The sequence below is a fragment of the Streptomyces tailanensis genome (genome assembly GCF_008386495.1).
Lineage (GTDB): Bacteria > Actinomycetota > Actinomycetes > Streptomycetales > Streptomycetaceae > Streptomyces > Streptomyces tailanensis.
This window is the reverse complement of sequence record NZ_VTHJ01000074.1, coordinates 1-22,446: the sequence shown is the minus strand read 5'-3', so window position 1 is coordinate 22,446 and position 22,446 is coordinate 1. Positions and strand designations below refer to the sequence as shown.

At 69.1% G+C, this 22,446-nt stretch carries 15 protein-coding genes and 4 pseudogenes; 4 read left to right on the top strand and 15 right to left on the bottom strand.

The window, feature by feature from the left end:
• Positions 1 to 77: 77 nt before the first annotated feature.
• Positions 78 to 815, bottom strand: coding sequence for a PAQR family membrane homeostasis protein TrhA (gene trhA, locus F3T56_RS39240; RefSeq protein ID WP_149830251.1), 738 nt, complete (start codon positions 813 to 815; stop codon positions 78 to 80).
• A 350-nt stretch (positions 816 to 1,165) separates the two neighbouring features.
• Here trhA and F3T56_RS39235 point away from each other — a divergent pair, with 350 nt between their 5' ends.
• Positions 1,166 to 3,001, top strand: coding sequence for a phosphoenolpyruvate carboxykinase (GTP) (locus F3T56_RS39235; RefSeq protein WP_149830250.1), 1,836 nt, complete (start codon positions 1,166 to 1,168; stop codon positions 2,999 to 3,001).
• A 417-nt stretch (positions 3,002 to 3,418) separates the two neighbouring features.
• On the opposite strand, the pseudogene F3T56_RS48770 reads toward F3T56_RS39235, so the two are convergent.
• The 3 genes and pseudogenes from F3T56_RS48770 to F3T56_RS39220 form a co-directional block, all read right to left on the bottom strand.
• Positions 3,419 to 3,499, bottom strand: a pseudogene (locus tag F3T56_RS48770) (GNAT family N-acetyltransferase); the annotation flags it as partial.
• A gap of 37 nt (positions 3,500 to 3,536) precedes the next feature.
• Positions 3,537 to 4,739: pseudogene (locus tag F3T56_RS39225) on the bottom strand (IS110 family RNA-guided transposase).
• A gap of 502 nt (positions 4,740 to 5,241) precedes the next feature.
• The gene (locus F3T56_RS39220; protein WP_149830249.1) at positions 5,242 to 5,859 is read right to left on the bottom strand and encodes a hypothetical protein; all 618 of its coding nucleotides are present in this window, start codon (positions 5,857 to 5,859) and stop codon (positions 5,242 to 5,244) included.
• Between the two features lie 290 nt (positions 5,860 to 6,149).
• Here F3T56_RS39220 and F3T56_RS39215 point away from each other — a divergent pair, with 290 nt between their 5' ends.
• The 3 genes and pseudogenes from F3T56_RS39215 to F3T56_RS48765 form a co-directional block, all read left to right on the top strand.
• Positions 6,150 to 7,295, top strand: coding sequence for a sensor histidine kinase (locus F3T56_RS39215; RefSeq protein WP_149830248.1), 1,146 nt, complete (start codon positions 6,150 to 6,152; stop codon positions 7,293 to 7,295).
• A gap of 16 nt (positions 7,296 to 7,311) precedes the next feature.
• Positions 7,312 to 7,977 carry a response regulator gene (locus tag F3T56_RS39210; RefSeq protein ID WP_149830247.1) on the top strand — a complete coding sequence of 222 codons (666 nt, stop codon included), beginning with the start codon at positions 7,312 to 7,314 and terminating at the stop codon, positions 7,975 to 7,977.
• Positions 7,976 to 8,077, top strand: a pseudogene (locus F3T56_RS48765) (PIN domain nuclease); the annotation flags it as partial. The gene F3T56_RS39210 and the pseudogene F3T56_RS48765, both read left to right, overlap by 2 nt.
• A 518-nt stretch (positions 8,078 to 8,595) precedes the next feature.
• Here the strand turns inward: F3T56_RS48765 and F3T56_RS39200 are convergent.
• The 11 genes and pseudogenes from F3T56_RS39200 to F3T56_RS48755 all read right to left on the bottom strand — a co-directional run.
• Positions 8,596 to 9,018, bottom strand: a complete 423-nt coding sequence (locus F3T56_RS39200; RefSeq protein WP_149830246.1) for a GNAT family N-acetyltransferase — start codon at positions 9,016 to 9,018, stop codon at positions 8,596 to 8,598.
• 111 nt (positions 9,019 to 9,129) lie between these two features.
• Entirely contained in the window at positions 9,130 to 12,702 is a 3,573-nt protein-coding gene (locus tag F3T56_RS39195; RefSeq protein WP_149830245.1) for a glycoside hydrolase family 32 protein, read from the bottom strand.
• 85 nt (positions 12,703 to 12,787) lie between these two features.
• On the bottom strand, positions 12,788 to 14,305 hold the full coding sequence (locus F3T56_RS39190; protein ID WP_149830244.1) for a glycoside hydrolase family 32 protein: 1,518 nt from the start codon (positions 14,303 to 14,305) through the stop codon (positions 12,788 to 12,790).
• Entirely contained in the window at positions 14,302 to 15,354 is a 1,053-nt protein-coding gene (locus F3T56_RS39185) for an ATP-binding cassette domain-containing protein (protein ID WP_149830243.1), read from the bottom strand. The genes F3T56_RS39190 and F3T56_RS39185 overlap by 4 nt, the downstream gene beginning before the upstream one ends.
• Positions 15,351 to 16,304 (bottom strand): ABC transporter ATP-binding protein, encoded by a 954-nt coding sequence (locus tag F3T56_RS39180; protein WP_149830242.1) that lies wholly within the window; start codon positions 16,302 to 16,304, stop codon positions 15,351 to 15,353. Before F3T56_RS39180 ends, F3T56_RS39185 begins: the two co-directional genes overlap by 4 nt.
• 3 nt (positions 16,305 to 16,307) lie before the next feature.
• Positions 16,308 to 17,246 carry an ABC transporter permease gene (locus F3T56_RS39175; protein ID WP_149830241.1) on the bottom strand — a complete coding sequence of 313 codons (939 nt, stop codon included), beginning with the start codon at positions 17,244 to 17,246 and terminating at the stop codon, positions 16,308 to 16,310.
• Positions 17,247 to 17,262: 16 nt separating this feature from the next.
• Positions 17,263 to 18,240, bottom strand: a complete 978-nt coding sequence (locus F3T56_RS39170; RefSeq protein WP_149830240.1) for an ABC transporter permease — start codon at positions 18,238 to 18,240, stop codon at positions 17,263 to 17,265.
• Positions 18,241 to 18,367: 127 nt separating this feature from the next.
• Positions 18,368 to 20,050 (bottom strand): ABC transporter substrate-binding protein, encoded by a 1,683-nt coding sequence (locus F3T56_RS39165; RefSeq protein WP_149830239.1) that lies wholly within the window; start codon positions 20,048 to 20,050, stop codon positions 18,368 to 18,370.
• A 74-nt stretch (positions 20,051 to 20,124) separates the two neighbouring features.
• On the bottom strand, positions 20,125 to 21,147 hold the full coding sequence (locus tag F3T56_RS39160; protein WP_149830238.1) for a LacI family DNA-binding transcriptional regulator: 1,023 nt from the start codon (positions 21,145 to 21,147) through the stop codon (positions 20,125 to 20,127).
• 809 nt (positions 21,148 to 21,956) lie between these two features.
• Complete coding sequence (locus F3T56_RS48760; protein ID WP_246204314.1) at positions 21,957 to 22,244, bottom strand: transposase; 288 nt, start codon at positions 22,242 to 22,244, stop codon at positions 21,957 to 21,959.
• Positions 22,245 to 22,287: 43 nt separating this feature from the next.
• A pseudogene (locus F3T56_RS48755) lies at positions 22,288 to 22,446 on the bottom strand (sugar O-acetyltransferase); the annotation flags it as partial.

The window sequence follows — 22,446 nt, the reverse complement described above, 5'->3', positions numbered from 1 at the left end:
AGCCGCGGCCACTGAAGAGAGGCGCCCTGATCCCTCTGACCCCTCTGACCCCTCTGGTCCCCTGTCGCCCTGGAGGGTCAGCCGTGCTGGTACGCCACCAGCGAGATCCCCACGTAATGCACGACGAACGCCGCCAGCGTGAGCGAGTGGAAGACCTCATGGAAGCCGAACCATCGAGGTGACGGATCCGGCCGCTTGAGCCCGTAGATCACTCCGCCCGCGCTGTAGAGGACACCGCCGACGATCACGAGCACAAGGACGGCGATGCCGCCGGTGCGCATGAAGTCGGGCAGGAAGAAGACGGCCGCCCAGCCCATCGCGATGTAGCAGGGGGTGTAGAGCCAGCGCGGGGCGCCGACCCAGAACACCCGGAAGGCGATCCCGGCGAGAGCGGCCGCCCAGATGCCCCACAGCAGCCACTGACTCTTCGTCTCCGGCAGGAGCAGCAGGGTCAGCGGGGTGTACGTGCCCGCGATGATCAGAAAGATATTGGCGTGATCCAGACGGCGCAGGATGCCGTCCATGCGCGGGCTCCAGTTGCCCCGGTGGTACAGCGCGCTCACGCCGAACAGCAGGCAGGCCGTGAGGATGTAGATCCCGCAGGCGATGCGTCCCCGCGTCGAGTCCGCGAGGGCAGTGAGCACCAGGCCGGCGACGAGCACGGCCGGGAACATGCCGAGATGCAGCCAGCCCCGGAGCTTGGGCTTGATCTCATCCGTGACCTGGTGGGCGATCTGTTGCGGCAGGGAGTGCGCGTCGGGACGGTGGCCGTCGGCCGGCGTCTCCGTGGGCGCGTCGGGGACGGACGCAGTCATGCCTCGCATCGTATCTACGGAACCGTAAGTAGCGGGATGGTGTGGGCCGTTCACGTATCCGGAAGTGGCCAGCGTCTCACGCGGGGTCCGGATCGGCGCTACACGAGTGAATTCACCGACACCATGGGTGAACAGGTGATGACACAGGGAAACCTCCCGGATGGACGCGAATGAGTGGCGATGCTCACGACGCTCAGGTGTGCGGCCCTCTGGACATATGGGCATCACCGTCGGATGATCAAATGAGTGCGGTCGGCACCGGATGAGCGCCCAAGATCTCCCACCGTGAAGCATCCGGGCCGCAGCCCCCACGGGGCCTCCAACAAAAAATCCCTCATTTAGGAGCAATCGTGGCGCGCGACATCGCGGCTCCCCCCTCAACCGTCCCCACCACCCACCGAGAACTCGTCACGTGGGTGAACGAGATCGCCGAACTGACGCAGCCGGACAACGTGGTCTGGTGTGACGGATCCGAGGCCGAGTACGAGCGCCTGTGCGAGGAGCTCGTCGAGAAGGGCACCTTCCGGAAACTCGACCCCATCAAGCGCCCGAACTCCTACTACGCGGCCTCCGACCCGACCGATGTCGCCCGGGTCGAGGACCGCACGTTCATCTGTTCGGAGAAGGAGGAGGACGCCGGCCCGACCAACCACTGGAAGGCCCCCGCCGAGATGCGGGACATCTTCCAGGGCTCCGGCGGGGAAGGCGGCCTGTTCCGCGGCTCGATGCGCGGCCGCACGATGTACGTCGTCCCCTTCTGCATGGGCCCTCTCGGCTCCCCCCTCTCCGCGATCGGCGTAGAGATCACGGACTCGGCGTACGTAGCCGTCTCCATGCGCACGATGACCCGTATGGGCCAGGCGGTCCTCGACGAGCTCGGCTCCGAGGGCTTCTTCGTGAAGGCCGTCCACACCTTGGGCGCCCCGCTGTCGGAAGGGGAGATGGACGTCCCCTGGCCCTGCAACAGCACCAAGTACATCTCCCACTTCCCCGAGAGCCGCGAGATCTGGTCGTACGGCTCCGGCTACGGCGGCAACGCCCTGCTCGGCAAGAAGTGCTACGCCCTGCGCATCGCGTCGGTGATGGCGAGGGACGAGGGCTGGCTGGCCGAACACATGCTGATCTTGAAATTGACGCCCCCGCAGGGCGAGTCGAAGTACGTGGCGGCGGCCTTCCCGTCCGCGTGCGGCAAGACGAACCTGGCGATGCTGGAGCCGACCGTCCGGGGCTGGACGGTCGAGACGATCGGCGACGACATCGCGTGGATGCGCTTCGGCGAGGACGGGCGGCTCTACGCCATCAACCCCGAGGCCGGTTTCTTCGGCGTCGCCCCCGGCACCGGCGAGCACACCAACGCCAACGCGATGAAGACGCTGTGGGGCAACTCGGTCTTCACCAACGTCGCCCTGACGGATGACGGTGACATCTGGTGGGAGGGGATGACGGAGGAAACCCCGTCACATCTGACTGACTGGAAGGGCAACGACTGGACCCCGTCCTCCGAGACCCCGGCCGCCCACCCCAACGCCCGCTTCACGGTCCCGGCCTCCCAGTGCCCGATCATCGCCCCCGAGTGGGAGGACCCGAAGGGCGTCCCGATCTCGGCGATCCTCTTCGGCGGCCGCCGCGCCACGGCGGTCCCGCTGGTGACGGAGTCCTTCGACTGGAACCACGGCGTGTTCCTCGGCGCGAACGTGGCAAGCGAGAAGACGGCGGCGGCCGAGGGCAAGGTAGGCGAGCTGCGCCGCGACCCCTTCGCGATGCTCCCCTTCTGCGGCTACAACATGGGCGACTACATGGGCCACTGGGTCGACGTCGCCAAGGGCAAGGACCAGTCCAAACTCCCGAAGATCTACTACGTCAACTGGTTCCGCAAGAACGACGAGGGCAAGTTCGTCTGGCCGGGCTTCGGCGAGAACAGCCGCGTCCTGAAGTGGATCGTGGACCGGTTGGACGGCAAGGCGGAGGGCGTGGAGACCCCGATCGGCATCCTCCCGACGGTGGAGTCCCTGGACACGGAGGGCCTGGAACTGTCCTCGTCCGACCTGGACTTCCTGCTGACGGTCGACAAGGAGGTCTGGCGCGAGGAGGCCTCCCTCGTCCCCGACCACCTCAACACTTTCGGCGACCACACGCCGAAGGAGCTGTGGGACGAGTACCAGGCACTGGTGGAACGCCTGGGCTGATGCCCTCCGGGGTGACGCCCACTTGGGCGGACACCCTCCGAGCAGATGCCCACTTGGGCTGACGTTCCCTCTGCTCCGCGGCCGGTCGTGTATATGGGTTGCCCTGACCAGCGACGTCTCCTCGACCGGCCGCGGATTCTTTTACGTATGACTCGGACGGTGACTGCGGTGCCCAAGAGCGACTTCCCGTGGAGCACCACGGGTACCTCACCTTGATGCGCTGGCTCACTATCTTCTTGCCTTGGGTGTTGTCGCGGATCTTTTATGCCCTCAGCTTCCCAAGCTGAGAGCGCGAGTTCGATTCTCGTCACCCGCTCCACGCAAAACCCCCCAGGTCAATGCCCCGGGGGTTCTTTGTTGTCTAGACCGGTGAGCGGGTGGCGCACCACAACCGCACCATAAGGGCTGGGCTATGACTCAATCGGACGGCGTGACCGGAGACCGCATACCGAGCCACTGCTCAGCGTCCCAGGCCCGGAACCGCTCTACCTCGGTGAACGCGTGATGGGGCCTGGAGGGTAGGGCGGTGGAGTCGTCAGGCGGCGAGGTCGACGTCGCCCGGGGTGCGTGCTTCGTAGAGGGCCCCGGTGCGGATCATCGCGTGGATGACGTTCACGCGCTGGCGGGCCAGGCGGAGGATCGCCTGGGTGTGGGTCTTGCCGCGTGCGCGTTGCCGGCAGGTCGGCTTTGCAGCCGATCGCGGCGAACGCGGCCTGGAACAGGGCGCGTTTGAGGAGCCGGTTGCCGCGGTGGGGTGCGTGCTCGCCGCGGATGGAGGTGCCCGAGGACTTCGTGGCGGGCGCGAGTCCGGCATAGGAGGCGAGGTGCCCGGCGGTGGGGAAGCCGGTGCCGTCACCGATCGCGACGATCACGGCCGCCGTGGTCCTGACGCCCAGGCCGGGCAGGGACGTCAAGAGGTGGAAAAGAGGGAGGGCCTCCAGCAGGGCGGCGATCTCCTGCTCGGCCTGGCGGCGCTGGGTGTGGGCGGCGGCGAGCTGGGCGGCAAGTCCCGGCACGATCAGCGCGCTGGCCTCGGTGCCCGGAACGACCAGGGTCTGCTCGGCGAGCGCGTCGAAGATCTCTGTGGTCAGGTGGTGGGCCTTGCACGAACCGTGCACCTTGAGCAGGGCCTCGCAGCGGGCCCGGCCCAGTTTCCTCAGTCTCGCCGGGGAGCCGTGGCGCTGAAGAAGGGCCTGGACATAGGGGTAGGCCAGGCGCGGGCCGAGCACACGCTCGAGAGAGGGGTGGATCTGGGAGAGCAGGCCGCACAGCCGGTTGGTGGCGCGGTTGACCTCGCCGGCCAGGTCGTTGTCGTAGCCGGTGAGCATGGTCAGCTCGGTCAGCACCTCGTCGTCGCGGTCCACCGCGCGCAGTGTGTGCGGCATGGTGCGGACGGTCTCGGCGATCACGAACGCGGCGCGGGCGTCGGCCTTGGCCTCGCCCGGGTGCAGATCGGCGGCCCGCCGCATCGACAGCCCGGGCAGGTAGGCCACCCGGCAGCCGGCCGCGCGGGCCACCGTCAACGGCAGCGCGCCGATGTTGGCGACCTGGTCCACGATCACCAGAACGGTGCCGAACTCCGCCACCAGCTTGGTGAACAGCTCCAGCTTCTCGGCTCGGTGTTGGGCAGCCGCTTGTCGTGCACGGTTCTGCCGTCCGCGGTCCGGCCGTGGGCGTGGTGGAACTCCTTGCCCAGGTCCAGGCCGAGGAAGAGATCTATCGCGGTCGTGTCGACCATGTGCGCGTGCCCCTCGCCACTCGTCTCCTCAGCTCCCGGCCGTCCCTGCGGCACCACACGCCGGCAACCACGTTACGCGGACATGCCGCCCGTGAAGCGGCCCGGCATTGCGCCGGACCAGGCGGTCGTCAGGCCCCTCATCAGCGGTCAAGCGGTGCCCCGAAGCCCGGCGGCAACACCCTCCAGGTCATCCGTACGACAGGGGGCACACAGCCATACCGGACCCGGGGGCCAGGCGCCCCATTGCGGGGCCACGAAAAAGGTAACGGGGCGTGACGACGCCCGACTTCATCTGGTTCGCAACCGGACGATCGCCATGGGCGGAAGCCCATGGCGATCGGACTGACGACGCACACGGCACCCGGTTCGCCATGTAGTCCGGGCGTGCCGGAGCCGGTCGACGGGGCGGTGGCCTGGGGTCTTGGGCGTGATCTCGTCGAAGCCGGACGGGTGCAGGTTCGAGCTGATGGCCACTGCCTGTGCGCCGGCAGCGCACGTCGTCTCAGACTGGTACCCGGTTCTGGTCCGTGGTGTGCTCGACGCCTGGAGCCGTGCGCCACAGCGCGGCCGAGAGCCATATCAGGATGACGCCGACCAGGACGTGCAGCGCGCTGGTGAGCAGGGAGTCGGGCAGCGCGGTCAGGAACGCGAAGAGCGGCAGAACCACCGCGTACCCCCACGACGGGACCCTCGGGAAGACCCGGGCCCGGATCATGGCCGCCCCGAACAGGGCGCAGCCCGCGGCGAAGACGGCCGCGGAGCCGCTGAGCGCGGGGATGGTGGGGCCGGTCAGGGTCTCGTCGACGACGTCTTCGTCCAAGTAGAAGAGCACCAGGTTCGACGCGAACGCGGCACCGCCGAACAGGCCGAGGCCTATGAGGTTCATGGTGGCGGCGATCTTCCCGAGGCTCCCGGCGGCCAGTCCCTGGCGCAGGTGCAGCGCGGTGAGCAGCGGCAGGGCGAACGCGGGGGCGAGGGCGAGCGGGACGCTGGTGGCCGAGGTCTCTCCGGTGAACGCCTCGACCAGGCCGGGCAGGGCGATCAGCAGGCCGGACAGCGCCCCGCACAGGGCGCCGGCGCGAAATGTCGATGAGGTGGAGGAGGTGACGGATGAGGGCATGGGGCTGCTCCGGTTGCTCGGACGGCAGGTGGTTGCCCGGACGGTTGACTGCTGGTTCGAACGGTGAGTACGTGCTCGGACAGCGGGTCCGGGCCGTAACCGTAGGAAGCAGCCGGTCGGCGTCGGGAGGTGAAGGACGTCGGGCATCGACGGCCGGAAGTCACCGTTTTCCGGACGGCGCCGGCCGTTCGGCACATGCCGTTGGGCCTGATCCGGCCGTGATGTGCTCGCGGGTGTCCCGGGGCGGTCGTGGGCGGCCTAGCCTGGCGGCAACGGGTGAGGGGGTGCGCATGGTGGCGTATGTGCCCGTGCGATGGGTGTCGCCGCTGCTGTACGGCGTCGTACTGGTGGGTGGTCTGTACTCCGCGGCGGCGGGTTTGGATGACGGCCCCGGGCCGACAGCCTGGCGGACGGCCGGCTTCGTCACCGTGATCGGTGCACTGTTCGCCTTGGAGGCGGCGGGACGCCGTCGGCCCGCTGCCCGGGTGCCGCTGCTGCTGGCCCGCTGCACCCTGATCGCAGCGGTGGTGCTGCTGGACGCCTCGGGACTGTCCCAAGTGCTGTTCGTGCTGTTGCCGTTCACCGCCTACTTCGCCTTCGGCCGCACAACCGCGCTGGCGCTGGGCACGTTGTGTCTGGCCGGGCTGCTCACCGCATACCTGCTGACCGCGCCCGGCTGGTACCGCGACCAGGAGCACGTGTCCGACCTGTTGATGCTCTGCGTCGGGCTGGTGCTGGCGATCTCGATGGCAGCGGTGGCCGTCGGCGAGCAGCGCGCACGGCTCGAACTGGAGGCGTATGCCGCGCGGGTCGCCGAATTGTCCGCCGCCACCGAGCGCAATCGGCTGGCACGGGACATCCACGACAGCCTCGGTCACCATCTCACCGCGATGTCCGTGCAGTTGGAGATGGCATCGGACTTCAGGAGCCTGGATCCCGACGCGGCCCAGCGGGCACTGAACGAGGCACGGCGATCGGTGCGGCTCGCCCTGGGCGACGTACGGCAGTCGGTGCGCGCCCTGCGGGATGAGGCGACGCGCCCCACGCTGTCGGCGGCGCTCGCCGCGCTGGCACAGGACGGCGTGGCCCTGCCGCGGGTCACTGTCGAGGTGAGCGGCGACGAGGACGGCTACGGCGCGGTCGAGCTGACCGCGCTGTACCGGGCCGCGCAGGAGGCCGTGACCAACGCGCGCCGTCATGCGCGGGCTTCACAGGTGACAGTTGTGGTCCAGTTGGCCGGGGACGCCGCGCGGCTGGAGGTGACGGACGACGGCCGCGGCTTCGCACCGGACGCGGACGCCGCCGGGTTCGGGCTGCTCGGCATGAGGGAGCGGGTACATCTGGTGGCGGGGAGTGTCGACGTCGACAGCAGCCCAGGCGCCGGCACCCGGGTGACGGTGACAGTCCCGCGCGGGGCGACGGCGAAGTCCGGGTAGACGGGGAGGCAGTGACATGAACAATGAGGAGCCGGAGCAGACGCCGTCCGTGCGGGTGCTGGTGGTGGACGACCAGCGGCTCATCCGGGACGGCATCGCCTCCCTGCTTTCCATCCGGCCGGGCATCGAGGTCGTCGGCACCGCCTTGGACGGCCGGGACGCCGTGGCGAAGAGTCTGGAACTGGGGCCGGACGTCGTGCTCATGGACGTCCGGATGCCGGAGATGGACGGTGTCGAGGCGGTCGCCGTCCTGCGTGACCGGGCGCCGGAGTGCCGGGTGGTGATGCTGACGACGTTCGATGACGAGGAGTACGTCGTGCAGGCACTGCGGGCCGGAGCGCACGGCTATCTCCTCAAGGATCTGCCGGCCGAGGAACTCGCACACGCGGTCCGTCTGGCGCACGCGGGCGTCACCCAGCTCGACTCGTCCGTCGCCCGCCACCTGACCGCCTTCCTGCCGCATTCCGGCCCCGCTGCCAAGGCTCCTGCGGTCTCCCTCAGCCCGCGCGAGACGGACATCCTGCGGCTCGTGGCACACGGGCACACCAACCGGGAGATCGCCGCACGGCTGTACCTCAGCGAGGGCACGGTCAAGAACCACGTCTCCCGCATCCTGGGCCGCCTCGCCCTGCGCGACCGCACCCAGGCGGCGCTCCGTGCCCGGGACCTCGGGCTGTTGTGATCGCGCGCAAGGCATCGAGGACATGCGCCTGCTCTTCGGCTGGGTGCCGGTTGACGACCGTGCCTGGCAGGTCCAGGAGGGCCTTACCGGCCGTTCCCAGGAAGCCGTGACCATCGGCCTTGTAACGCAAAGCAGGCTTCACCCAAGTTCTGTGCACGCGCGAAGGCGTTCCCCAACTGGATGTCCGACCGAGCCCGGCCGAACACAGTGCCCGTTCGTGCACGCGCTCTGCCCACCGGTCTTCGCGCTCTGTGCCCACAGCGTGCCCGTAAGAGCGGACAACCACGGTCAGCAGCGGTGCGATCCGACCCGCACGACCACCCGAGCACAAGCCATCTGCGCACGTCAGAGCCATACGACCCGCCCAAGCGCCGTCGCTTCCCAAGCTGTTTGTCGTCCAGGCCAATTTGGGGGCTGCGCGCCCTCCGCGTGCCCTAAGTCGAGGTCAAGCGGCCACCCCAGGAGCCCCCGACTGCCGCTTTGGACGACTCGACCCCCAATCGTCTCGAATCGCGAGACGCTTTTTGCGTGACCTGCGTCACCAATGGGCCCTGTGGGTGCGAAGTCGCGCACGCAAAGCCGCAGTTCGCGAGGGCTGGACGGCCATCGCTGATGGCTTCAGTCCTCGACCGGCGTGACCAGACGGAACATGCCACTCATGTCGCCACGTGTGAAGCCATGTCGCTGGTACAGGGGCACGGCACCGTCTGTGGCGAACAATCCGACGAACGCCGTGGACGGTGCGGTGCCTGCCGCATGGTCGAGCAGTCGGCGCAACAGAGCCGTTCCTATTCCGGCTCCCTGGTAGGCGGGCAGCACGGCGAGGTCCTGGACGTAGAAGTACTTGACACCGTCCCCGACGAGACGGCCCATACCGATGACGTCCTCGCCCTCCACGGCGACAACACCGGTCAGGGATCCGGCCAGGGACGCGGGCACAGTGCCCCAGTCGAATGCGTTGCTCCAGCCGACCGCTTCGGCGATCCGGCGGTGCTCGGCCGGGGTGGGCAGACGATCGAGAAGTGTGTATGTGTCGATCACGGCTTCACAATAGACAGTGAGTTCTTTCGATTCACTCCGTAGCGGCTCCGTCCCGGTCGCCTGGGTGGCGGAGCCGCTACGGTCATCGTCATCGGTCGGTCTGGCCGGCGGTCACAGCTCCCGGGCGTACGTGTTCTGGTATGCCGCCCTCCCCCCGAACACGTTGAGGCCGATGTGGCCGCTCGTGTAGGTCGTGTCCGTCACGTCGATGATCCGCGTGCCGTTGAGGAATACCTGGATGCGGTCGCCCTCTGTGAGGATGCGGACGGGGTAGGTCGTGCCGCGGCGGACCAGGGCTGGGACGCGGGCGAGGGCTTTGGCGTCGTCGAAGTAGCCGTCGGTCTTGGCGACCAGGCGGATCACGCGTAGGTCGGGGTCGATGTTGAGGCAGTAGGCGTCGGCGCCGTCGGAGGAGGCGCGCCAGAGGAGGGAGAGGGCGCCGCCGGTGTCCGGGTCGGGGCCTCCGAGTCGGACCAGGGTGGTGAGGTCCAGGTCGGTCGCCGTGCGGGCCGAGATGGCGTTGGAGTCCTTGTCGAAGGTTGCGGCGCGGCCCGCGCTGTCCGTCGACCAGCGGCCGGCGGGGGTGATGGTCAGCTTGCCGAGGTCCGAGCGGAATTCGCCGCCGGTCGGGGCGGCCGGCAACGGCTTCACGCGGTCCACCAGGCGATAGGTGCTGTTCAGCTCGTGCACCTTGAGTGACTCGATGTGTGCGGTGCCGCCCTTGGCGTAGAAGGCCATGCCGTCGGCGTCCGGCGTGGGGAAGATCAGGCTGGTCACGGCTGCCTGTCCGTCCGCGCCGAATGCCTCGACCGATGACGAGTCGACGTACACCCGCAGGGTGACGCGTCCGTCGGTCGCCTTCATCGGGGCGGTGGTGCGGCCCGCGAAGTACTGGGTGAAGTTGCTCAGGCCCGAGGCCGAGCGGTCCACGAAGAGTTCCTGTGCCTCCGCGTCGTATCCGACCGTTGTCCGTTGGTCGTCGTCGTTCCGGAGGCGGAAGCCGATCTCCGTGGCGGTGCCTAGGGTGACTTCGGCCTCGATCTCGTAGGCGATGCCCGTGACACGTGTGAGTGGGTTCTCGGAGTCGGGGCCCACGGAGAGGTTCTTGCGGGTTGTGGTGGCGGTGCGCAGGGCGGCCAGTTCGCGGACCGGGCGCTGCACCAGACGTACGCCGTCGGAGGTGTCCGAGAGGGTCAGTTCGCGTGGCGTGCTCAGTTGACCCTTCCAGGCGCCGGTCGGGGCGCTGAAGGGGTAGTCCCAGTTGCTCATCCAGCCGAGCCAGACTCGGCGGTCGTCGGGCAGGCCGTAGAAGGACATGGCGGCGTAGTAGTCGCGGCCGGAGTCGGCGCGCAGGACCGTGCCGGCCTTCTGGTCGGGGGTGAAGCCGGTGCCGTTCCACTCGCCCGTGAAGTACTGGGCGGCCGAGCCGTTCGTGGCGCGTACGGCTCCCGTGCTCAGGGTGAGGACCCACTTCACCTTGTCCTCGTCGCCGTCGACGGGGAGCGGGAAGAAGTCGGGGCATTCCCAGACGCCCGGGGTGCCCCAGTCTCCGTAGCCGAAGGAGCTGACGTGGGTCCAGGTGAGGAGGTCGGTGGAGGTGAAGAAGCGGATGTGGTCGCCGCCGGAGACGACCATCAGCCACTGGTCGTGGGCCTCGTCGCGGATCACCTTCGGGTCGCGGAAGGTCCAGCCGGCGTCGGGGCCGCCCGGGTTCTGCACGGCCGGGGTCGAATCGCCGTGCAGCCGCCATGAGCGGCCGTTGTCCTTGCTGTACGCGATGCGCACGCTCGCGTTTCCGCCCGGCTTGTCCGGGTGGTAGCTCGTGTAGTACGCGATCAGGCCCGAGCCGCCGTCGAAGAGGCCGGAGGTGTCGTCGGTGTCGACGACCGCGCAGCCGGTCCAGCAGTGGCCGTATTCGTTCCAGGGAAGGGCGATCGGCAGGGGCTGCCAGTGGATCAGGTCGGTACTGACGGCGTGCGCCCAGCGGCCTTCGTCCTGGTGGAAGAGGTGGTACTCGCCGTCGTGGTACAGCAGGCCGCAGGGGTCGCTGGTGGAGCCGGTGAGCTGGGAGTAGTGGTGCGTGGGGCGGTACGGCTCGGTGAAGTAGTCCGCCGTGCTGTGGACTTCGACGTTCTGGAAGTACGACGTGCCGTGCGCGGCTGTGGTGCCGACCGCTCCGCCCTCGGTGCGGGACACGCGGGCTCTCAGGGCCCGTACGCCGTCCACGTACACGTCGATCGTCCTGCCCGTCGCGCGGGCCTCGACGCGGTACGTGCCGCCGGAGGTGATGCGCCGGACCGGGCCGGAGGCGGAGGCGAGGCGGGTTCCGGAGGAGCGGTCCAGCAGGACGATGGCGTTGCGGCCCGCTTCCAGGCGGGCTTCGTAGCCGCCGGAGCCGTTCGCGGACGCGCGCAGGACGAGGCCGGCCGAGGAGGAGCGGCCGGCGGGTGTGATGTCGGCCCTCGCCACCAGGTCGCCGTGAGTGAAGGGGGCCGTGCGAAGGCCGCTCTCGCCGCGGATGCCGCGCAGGTCGGGGGTCCAGGTTCCGGAGCGGGCCGTCCAGCCCTGGAGGCCGGTGACGAGGTCAGCGGCGGCGATGTTCTCGAAGGACACCGCGCCGGCCGATGCCGTGACGGCGAGCCTGCCCTTCGTGTGGGTTGATTCCTCGGCGGTGAGGACGGGCGTGTAGCCGTCGGGTGAGAGGAAGTTGGTCTGCCAGTGCACGCGCAGTTCGTCGCCCTCGGCTTCGACGCGGAGACGATAGACCGTGTTGGCCTTGATGGTCGTCTCGTACGTGCCGAGGGTGACGTCCCCGTCAATGCGGTACAGCCTCAACTGGCCCTGGCCCGGGTCGACTTGGACACCGTAGCCGCGCGTGGCCTTGGCGTCGGTGCGCACCAGGAGCGAGGCGACCGCGGAGGCGTCGTGGAGGAGCAGGTCGGTCTGGAACGCGGTGTCGTAGGCGTTGGGCGTGGCGACGGCACGGGCGATGGCTCCCTGGGGCGGGGCCGCGCGCCAGCCGAGCGGGGTCGCCGTCCAGGTGCCGCCGCTCGTGGTCCAGCCGGTGAGGTTGGTGGTGACTGAGGAGAAGGAGGGCGGGCCGAACGTGACCTTGCCACCCTGGGCGAGCAGGCCCACTGAGCCGGTGTCGTGGCGGTGGTCCTCGGTGCGGAGGAGCCGCTTGCCGTCGACGTGGACCGTCAACTCAGGGCCGTCCACGGTCACTTCGAGGGCGAATGGCGTTCCGGTCTGTGCGCCCGGCAGTGGTGCGGTGGCGAGGGTGTCGCCGCCGGCCAGGTCGTAGAGGCGTATGCGGGCCCGGCCCGGGTCGAGGGCGACCGCGTATCCGGTCGAACCGTCCAGAGCGGCCCGGAACACCAACGCACCCACGGAGGAGGCGGATTGGGCAGTGATACGGGCCGCGTACGTACCCTTGGCCGCGAGCTGCTGCTCGGACAGGGCGAGGGCAGGCTCGCGACCGCCGGCGGTCGCCTTCTGACCGCCGTCGGAGGTACGGGTCCAGGTGCCGGTGACGGGGAGAGGGTCCGGTATCGGCGTGGGATCGGGGGTTGCTCCGGCGGCACCCGGAGTCGCGGCCTGGGCTGCGGGCATGATGCCTCCGAGAGGCAGCGAGGTGGCGGCGGTGCCTCCTGCGAGCAGGAGGGTACGGCGGGACACGCTCATGGCGGCTCCTGAGGAAGAGCGGGGATGGGTGGGCCACGGCCCCGGGGGACGTCCACCCCCGGGGCCGTGGTCGTGTGTAAGACGGTCACGGCCACAGCGGCCGGGGTCCGTCGGTGAAGGCCGACGCCATCTGCCAGGCGTCGAACCGCTCCAGGGTCACGTCACCGTGGGCACCGATACCGACGCCTACGGCCTCCCCGGGGCGGGCGGGGTAGATGCGGGCGGCCAGCGGGCGGCCGTTCGCGAAGATCTCCAGTGCGGAGCGGTCGACGAGGATGCGCAGGTCGACTCGGCCGTCGGGGTCCATCGGCAGCTCGCCGTACCGGGGTTCGGTGTCGACCGTCGGGTCGAGGCTGCCGGCCTCGCGGTGCAGGCGGAGGGTGCCGCCCGTTCCGTCGTGCTCCCTGCTGACCTCCACGACCGTGCGCTCCACGGCGTCCGGTGTCTCGCGGAGCACGAGTTGCGCGGTGGCTCCGGGGGCGAGAAGCAGGGTCGTCTCGATGTCCAGCTGGTCCCCGCGCACGGCGTGCAGCTGGGAGTACGGGGCGGTCAGCGGGCCCGGCGTCACCTCTACGTGCTCCCGGCGCAGCACGGTCAGTTCAGGCGCCGGGGCCTGGTGCAGGCTGCCGTCCGCGCTGAGCGTGACGACCCTCGGCACGGACATCACACCGCACCAGCCGGTCTGTGCGTTCGCCTCGTCCGTGCGGCCTTCCTGGAGCCAGCCGAACATGATGCGGCGGCCGTGCTCGTCGCGGGTGGACTGGGGGGCGTAGAAGTAGCGGCCGCCGTAGTCGAGGCGGTGGAGGGCGGTCGGGGTGAAAGTGTCGCCCTGGTAGCGGCCGGTCCAGTACAGGGGGTGGTGGGTGATGCCCTCGTCCCAGGCGGAGAAGACCAGGACGTCGGTGCCGTCGCCGATGCCGAACAGGTCGACGCACTCCCACATCGTGCCGGTCCAGTCGAGTTCGCCCTGGTTCTGGAAGGCGTCGCCGGTCAGCAGGGGGCCGACGTAGCGCCAGGTGCGCAGGTCGTCCGACTCGTACAGGAAGGCCGTCCCGCCGACGCCCCGGATGCCCGACCCCACCAGCTGGCGCCACATTCCGCCTTCCCGCCATACGCAGTGGTCGCGGAAGGCGGTGGTGTCGACGCCCTCGGGCGGGGCGGTGATGACCGGGTTGGCCCGGTCCTTGGTCCAGTATCTCAGATCCGCCGATCCCTTTGCCACGCACGGGAGTTCGCGGTCTCCGTGCCTGCCCGAGTAGACGAGCGTGGGCACTCCGCCGTCGTCGACTAGGACTCCGGACCAGCAGCCGTCGCGGTCGGGGCCGGTTGTGCCGGGGACGAGGGCGACCGGCTCGTCGATCCAGTGGATGAGGTCGGTGCTGGTGGCGTGGCCCCAGTGGATGCGGTGGTGGGCGGGGGCGAGCGGGTTGTACTGGTAGAAGAGGTGGTAGACGCCGTTCCAGTGAGTCAGCCCGTTGGGGTCGTTGAGCCAGCCGCCGGGCGAGGTGAAGTGGAAGCGGGGGCGGTGGGGGTCGCGCAGAGCGCGCTCGGCCAGCCCCTCGGCGACATCGGTGCCGGAGGGGAGGGTGAGGTCGTGGGTCATGCGGCGGTGGTCTCCGCTTTCTCAGTTGCGTCGGTGTCGTCGGCGGCCTCGCCGTCCGGCCGATCGGTGACCTTGAGGACGCGGCGGGCGATGTCGGAGGCGGGTGCGCGCAGGTGGCAGCGCACCCAGTGGGGCTGCCCGTCGTCCTCGCCGACAACGTGGCGGACGGCCGCCGTGCGGCTGCACGTGCCGTCGTCGCCGTACGGGCAAGACGTGGGGTTGAGGATCGCCTCGCGCAGCCGGGCGCGCTCGACCGGGTCGTAGCTCCCGGCCCGTTCCGGGTCGGGTACGGCGGACAGCAACAGCCGTGTATATGGGTGCGCCGGGGCGTCCATCACCGCCAACGCGTCGCCGCCCTCGACGAGTTCGCCGGCGAACATGACCATCGTGGTGTCCGCGAGATAACGGGCGGAACCCAGGTCGTGGGTGATGTAGAGCATGGCGATGTCCCGCTCGTCGCGCAGGCGCCGCATCAGGTTGAGCACGCCGACGCGCACGGAGACGTCCAGCATTGACGTCGGTTCGTCGGCCAGGATCAGGCGCGGTTCCACCGCCAGCGCGCGGGCGATGGCGACGCGCTGGCGCTGGCCGCCGGAGAGTTCGTGCGGGTAGGACTGGAGCATGTCCTCGGTCAGGCCGACCGTCGTCATCAGCTCGCACAGCGTCTCGCGGGTGGCGGGGTGGCCGTGCAGGACGAGGGCGCGGGTGAGGAAGTGCTCGATGCGGTGGACGGGGTTGAGCGAGCCGAAGGGGTCCTGGAAGACCATCTGGACCTTGCTGCGGTAGGCCCGTGACGCCCGGTGCCGCTCGGTGCGCAGGACGTCCTCGCCGTCGAGCAGGACCTGTCCGACGGAGGGCTGTTCGAGGCGGGCCAGGCAGCGGGCGATGGTGGACTTGCCGCTGCCGGACTCACCGACCAGGGCGGTGATCCGGCCGGCCGGCAGGTCGAAGGACACGTCGTTCACGGCACGGACGCGGCGCCGTGAGAAGAAGGTGCCGACCTGGAAGTCCTTGGTCAGGCCGCGTACGGAGAGCAGTGGCTCAGTCATCGCGGGGCTCCTTCGAGGCTGCGGGCCACCCAGCGGCCGGGCGCGACCTCGCGCAGGTCGGGGATGTTAATGGAGCAGTCCGAGCGGTCCTCGGGACAGCGGACGTGGAAGCCGCAGCTGTCGGCGGTGCGCGGGGCGTCGAAGAGGCCGGTGAGCTCGCGGCGCGGGCCGGTCAGCGGTGGGAAGGCGTTCATCAGCGCCTCGGTGTACGGATGGAGCGGCTTCGCGAACAGGTCCTTGGCGTCGGCGAGTTCGACGATCCGTCCGCCGTACATCACACCCATGCGGTCCGACAGCTCGACCATCAGGGACATGTCGTGGGTGATGAAGAGGATGGAGAAGCCCAGCTCCCGCTGGAGGTCGCGGATCTGCGCCATGATCTCCTGCTGCACGACCACGTCGAGCGCGGTCGTCGGCTCGTCCATGATCAGCAGCCTGGGCTTCAGTGCGACGGCCATGGCGATGACCACGCGCTGGCGCATACCGCCGGAGAGCTGGTGCGGGTACGCCTTCAGCCGCCCCGGATCGATGCCCACCAGCTCCAGCAGCTCGCCCGCCCGTTCCCGCGCCACCCGCTTCTTCATCCGCTCGTGCGTGGTGAAGATGTCGACGATCTGCTCGCCGATGGTGAGGACGGGGTTGAGGGAGTTCATCGCCGACTGGAAGACCATGGCGATCTCCCGCCACCGGAAGGCCCGCAGCTCACGTGCGTCCAAGGCGAGGACGTCCCGGCCCTGGAAGCGGATGCTGCCGGCGGTGATCTCCGCCGGGGGCTTCAGCAGCCGCATCACCGCGTTGGCGATGGTCGACTTGCCGCAGCCGGACTCGCCGGCGAGGCCGAAGATCTCACCCGCGCCGATCTCGAACGACACGTTGTCCGCCCCGACGACCGTACGGCCGTCGCTGCGGTACTCGACCCGGAGGTCACGCAGTTCAAGTACGGGGTCCATGGCTCAGCCCCTCCCTTTCGCGCTCTTCTCGGACCGAGGCCGCTTCACGGAGCGCAGCCTCGGGTTGGTGATCTCGTCGACCGCGTAGTTGACCAGTGCGAGCGCGAAGGCGACGAGCGCGATGCACAGGCCGGAGGGGACGAAGGCCCACCAGGCGCCGGTCATCAGCGCGCCGTCGCTGCTGGCCCAGTACAGGTTGGTGCCCCAGCTGACGACACTGCTGTCACCGAGGCCGAGGAACTCCAGTGCCGCCTGGGACGTGATGCCGAAGACGACACAGCCCAGCAGCGTGGTCATCACCACGGACGCCATGTTGGGCAGGATCTCCCGGAACATGATCCGCAGCGGCCGCTCCCCGGTGACGACCGCCGCGGCCACGAAGTCCTTGCCGCGGATCGACCTGGCTTGGGCGCGCAGCACCCGGGCGGAGCCCGCCCAGCCGGTGACCACCAGCACCAGGACGACCGTGGAGGTGCCCGGCGGCAGGAAGGCGGCCAGGATTACCAGCAGCGGCAGGCCCGGCAGCAGCAGGAAGACGTTCGTCACCAGGGTGAGCGCGTCGTCCACCAGCCGCCCGAAGTAGGCGGAGGCTAGGCCCACCAGGATGGCGACGCCGGTGGCCACGAGCCCGACGGTGAACCCGACGAACATCGAGGAGCGCGCGCCCCACAGGGTGAGCGCGAGGACGTCCTGCCCCTTGGTGGTCGTACCGAGCCAGTGCTCCCCCGAAGGGGCCTGGCTGCCGGTGGAGTTGATCAGGGACGGGTCGCCGGGGGCGAGGACGGGCGCGAGCAGCGCCAGCGTTGCGAAGACGGCGAGCAGGCACAGTCCCGACAGTGCCTTCTTGCTGCCGAGGAGCCGGCCCAGAAGTCCCTGTCGGCGCCCAGCTGCGCGCACGGGGACGGTGGGGGTGACCGTACCGGCGATGTCTACGGCGGTCATGTCTCAACGGCTCCCTTCAGCGGACGCGCACGCGCGGGTCGAGGCGGACGTAGACGATGTCGACCAGGAAGTTCGCCAGGAGCACGGCCGCCGTGATGGTGAGGAAGATGCCCTGCATCAGCGGGTAGTCGAGGCCCTGCACTGCGGCAAGGAGCTGGAAGCCAATACCCGGGTACGCGAACACGACCTCGGTGAGCAGGGCGCCGCCGACGACGAAGCCGAGGCCCATGCCGAAGTTGGTGACGGAGGGGAGCAGCGCGTTGCGGGCGGCGTAGCGGAACATGATCCGCGAAGGGCTCAGGCCCTTCGCCTCGGCCATCGTGATGTAGTCCTCGGCCGCCGTGGCGATCATGGTGTTGCGCATACCGAGCATCCAGCTGCCGACGGTGACGGCGACGACGGTGAGCGCCGGGAGCACCAGGTGGGTGCCGGCGTTCGCGACGAACTCGGCGTTGAGGCCGGGCGTCAGGCCCGCGTCGTAGGCGTGCCGCAGCGGGAACCAGCCCAGGCTCACCCCGAACAGGTACAGCGCGCCCATCGCCAGCCAGAAGTACGGGAACGAGCCGACGAAGATCAGCAGGGGCGGGAAGGCGGAGTCGAGCATGCCGCCGCGTCGCCAGGCGGCCACGATGCCGAGCAGGTTGCCGACGACGGCCGCGACGACGAGGGCGGTACCGCCGAGCAGCAGCGTCCAGCCGATCTGCGAGCCGATCACCTCGGTGACCGGGGTCGGGAAGCGGGAGATGGAGATGCCGAGGTCGCCGGTGAAGACGCTCTTGACGTAGGAGACGTACTGCTCCCACAGGGGGCGGTCGTCGAGGCCGAAGAGTTTCCGCAACTGGGCTATCTGCTCGGGCTGCATCCCGCCCGCCTGCTGCGCGAACATCCGGGAGACCGGGTCGCCCGGCATGAAGCGCGGAAGCAGGAAGTTGAGGGTGATGGAGGCCCAGAAGGCGAGTAGATAGAACCCCAGGTTGCGCAGGATGAGACGCACTGCTCGTGCTCCCTGTCGGTGGGGGATGAACGGGGATGCGATGCGCCGGGGGGCGGCCGTCCGAGTCGGGGAGGAGGGCGGCCGCCGGTCCGCGCGGACTCGCGTCAGCTTTTAAGCAGCTGATGACTCAGCTCTTGACCGGCTTCAGCGAGGTGAGCACGAGGATCGTGCTGGTGTTGCGGTTGCCGAGGGTGGCGTACGGGTTGTCCTCCGACGGCCAGCCGGTGAAGCGGGCGTCGGTGTACGCGCCGAACTCCGGTCCGGTGAACAGGGGCACCGCGGGCGCGTCCTCGTCGTACAGCTTCTGCAGCGCGTTGACCTGCTCGCGCTGCGTGCTCTCGTCCGTGGCGGCGGCGAAGGCGTCGATGAGCTTGTCGGCCTTCGGGTCGGCGTAACGGTGGTAGTTCTGGGTGGCCTTCTCGCCGACGGGCTTGAGCATGCCGCTCGTCATCATGTCGCGGAAGTACTCGTACGGGGTGGCGCCGTTGTTGCTCCACACGATGCCGGTGTCGAAGGTGCCCTGCTCGTACGAGCTGACCACGGCCGCCCAGTCGGGTGTCTTCACGGTGGCGGTGATGCCGACCTTCGCGAGGTTCTGCTTGATGATGTTGGCGGCCGAGATCCAGTCGGAGGAGGCGGAGCCGACGGAGATGTCGAGCGTGAAGTCCTTGCCGTTCTTCAGCTTCCGCTTGCCGCCGCTCTCCTTGTAGCCGGCCGCGTCGAGGGCCTTGGCCGCCGCGTCGGTGTCGTACGTCGTCCAGGTGCACGAGTCGGCGAGCGAGGTGTCGCGCCACTTGTCGTACGTGCGGGTCAGGCCCGTGCAGTCGGCGGGTTCGGCGTAGCCGTTCATCGCGACCTTGGTGATCTGGTCGCGGTCGACGGCCATGCTGAGCGCCTTGCGCACGGCCGGGTCGCTGTAGGGCGCCTTCGTGGTGTTCAGCTGCCAGTTGATCATGGCGCCGGCGGGCGGGAACCAGTAGTGGTTGTGCTCCTTGTCCTTCGCGACGAAGGACTTCTCGATGTCCGGGATGAACGACTGCGTCCAGTCCACCTCGCCGTTGGTGAAGGCGAGGTTGGCGCTGTCGTTGCCGGAGAAGGCGAGCATCTGGATACCGGCGATCCGCTGCTTGTCCGGCTGCCAGTAGTCGGGGTTCTTGCGCACCTCGTACGACTGGGCCTGGAACTTCTCGATCTCGGTGTACGGGCCGGTGCCGACCGGGTTCGGGTTGGTGAACTTCGCCGGGTCCTCGACCTTGGACCAGATGTGCTTCGGCATGATCTGCTGGCCGGCGATCTCCCAGAAGCCGGGGGAGAAAGCCTTGTTGAAGGAGAACTTCACCGTGTGCTCGTCGACCGCGGTGACCTTGTCGAGGTATTCCAGGCCGCCGAGCACCTTCTTGCGCAGCTCGAAGGTGTAGACGACGTCGTCGGCGACGAGCGGCTTGCCGTCCGACCACTTGACGCCCTCGCGCAGCGTGAAGGTGAGGGACTTGCCGTCCTTCGCCTCCTCCCACTCGGTGGCCAGCCACGGCGTGTCCTTGGCGTCCGCCATGCTGTGCACGACCAGCGGCTCGTAGACGGCCTCCTTGGTCATGGGGGCGGCCTGCGGGGAGAGCGGGTTGAAGTTGCGCGTGAACGTCGCCAGGTCCTCGCGCGGGATGGTGAGCAGCTGGTTGCCGGAGGTGTCACCGGCGCCGGACGTGCCCGCGCCACCCGTACAGGCGGACAGGACCAGGGCCGCGGCGGCGGTCGCGGTGACCGCTCTCAGGACGACGCGAGGCCGCCGTGAAGGTATGCGGGAGGGTGCCATAATGAAGACTCTTTTCCTCTCTTCAACACACAGGACGAAGACGGGATGGGATTCCTCGGCGGACTGATTAGCGGTCAGACCGACGAGCGTTCGAGCAGCGGGCAGTCGACCGTCACCCGATGGGTGTCGAGCGGCTGCCCCGCTGCGAGAGCGGCGAGCATGTCGACGCCCTTGGTGCCCATGGCCTCGAAGGGCAGGGCGAGCGTCGTCAGCTTCGGCCGCAGATAGGCGGCGATGAGTTCCTGGTTGTCGAACCCCACCACGGCCACGTCGTGCGGGATGCGCAGCCCACGTTCCTTGATCGCGTCGTACGCGCCCATCGCCATCCGGTCGTTTCCGCAGAACAGCGCGGTCGGCCGGTCGCCGGCCGGGCGGTCCAGCAGTTCGCAGGCCGCGGTGTAGGCGCCGTCTGCGGTGGCCCAGCCGGGGATGACGAGGGACGGGTCGGGGGTGATCCCCGCCTCGCGCAGGGCACGCTCGTACCCCTCGCGCCTGCCGATGGCGGCCGGGATCGCTGGGTCGAGGTTGATGAGCCCGATGCGGGTGTGCCCGGCGTCCAGGAGCCGGCGGGCCGCCTTGTATCCGCCCGACACCTCGTCGGGCAGGATGCACGGCAACTCCCCTTGCGCGTCGTAGCAGTTGACGAGCACCGTCGGCACCTCGCGGGCGGCCTTCGGCAGGCTGACGGCCCGGTGCCAGGTCGTGGCGTACAGCAGCCCTTCCACCCGGTGCTCCAGCATCTGGTCGAGCGCGGCGGCCTCCTGGGCGGGGTCGCCCTCGCTCGCAGCGATCAGCAGGAACCTCCGGTCACCCCAGGCACGGCTCTGCGCACCCGTGATCACCTCCCCCGCGAAGGGGCCGGTCACGATCTCGGTGATCAGCCCGAACCACCCGCTGCGGTTCGCGGCCAGCGCCCGTGCCCCGGCGTTGGGCCGGTAGCCGAGCTCGTCTATCGCCTCCAGGATCCGCCGGCGGGTCTCGTCGGGGATGGCGACACCGGGCTTGTCGTTGAGGACGAAGGAGACCGTGGTCCGCGAGACGCCCGCATGACGTGCCACATCACTCATGGTCACGCGCTGCGACTTGTTCGTGGCCACTTTCAGTTCCCTTCGGCCGGACGGAGGCGAGACACCGCCTCCGGTTTCGCGCTTTAATAACGCGCGTTACTTCCGTGTGGCAGGGAAGTTACGTCCGTCTTGAGCGGCATGTCAATACCTGTGGAAGGGCTGCATCAGGCCACCGGCCCGGCACCCTTCGTCACCCGCGCTCTTCCTGAGAGAGGCAGACAGTCACCATGGCCCGGCCCCAGGCCCCCAGCAGCGTCACCGTCCTCGGCGAGTGCGTCGCCGACGCCTATCGAATGAGGCAGTTCACCGCAGACCGCACGCCCGTTCCCCGACGGCCGCGGGCGCGGGCACACCGCCATCCCCCGCTCAGATTCCACTTGTTGATGCCCGAACGGCCGGAATCCCACCCCAGCCTCTGGCTTCCCAGCCGCCGAGCGGCTTACGGCTGTCCAAAACCAGCCCGTTCACGGGTTATGGAGTCGCTGCCGGGCTGAAGGTGCAGGTCAGCGGGTTGGGGGCTATTACGCGGAACGCAGGTCGGGCCGCCGCCCCTGCACTTCGGGTAGAGCGAGTCGAAGCCGTCAGCTCCAAGACCGCGCGTGAGTGGCGCGAGAAGCTTCGCGCCGTCGATGACGAACTCGTGAGGCGGGGTATCGAGGGAGCGTAGCCACGGTGTGATCCGTCTGAGCCTCAGTCGACGACCGTCAGCCACGAGGCGGGTCTGCCGACTGACGAGGCTCCCGTATGCCTCGCTGTACCCCCAACCCGCCTGGTGACGGCGGCCAGTAGATACGGCTCTGATCCACTTCTTGTGGTTCGATCACGGAGCGTCAACAGGGTCAGTCCGCGAGGAGGATTTGCCGGCGGAGGAGGTCGAAGCCGGCCCGGCCGTACCCGTCCCTCTTGATCCGTTTCACCCTGTTCACGTTGCCCTCGACCTTGCCCGAGCTCCACTCCAGCGTCAGGCCGGCGATGACCGCGTCGAAGTCCTGCCGCAGGCCGCGGGCCAGGCTGCACAGTGGCTTGAAGCCGGTGCTATCGGCGCGGGTGAGCAGTCGTCGAAGTCGCTGCCGCGACGCTCGGTCATCATCTGAGCGAAGGCGTACGCAGTCGGCAACGGCGTCCAGTTCGCGCGACGGTACTGGTGGCCGTGAAGCTCCGCCACCAGCACTAATGCCCGGCGGTACGTGTGGTGAGGTCTTCGTCCGTGATGGGGCGGACCACCCGGCAAGGGGTTCCGACCGCGACGGTCATCGGGGGGATGCTGCGGCTGACGACGCTGCCGGCGCCGATGACCGACCCGTATCCGATGCGAACGCCGGGCAGGAC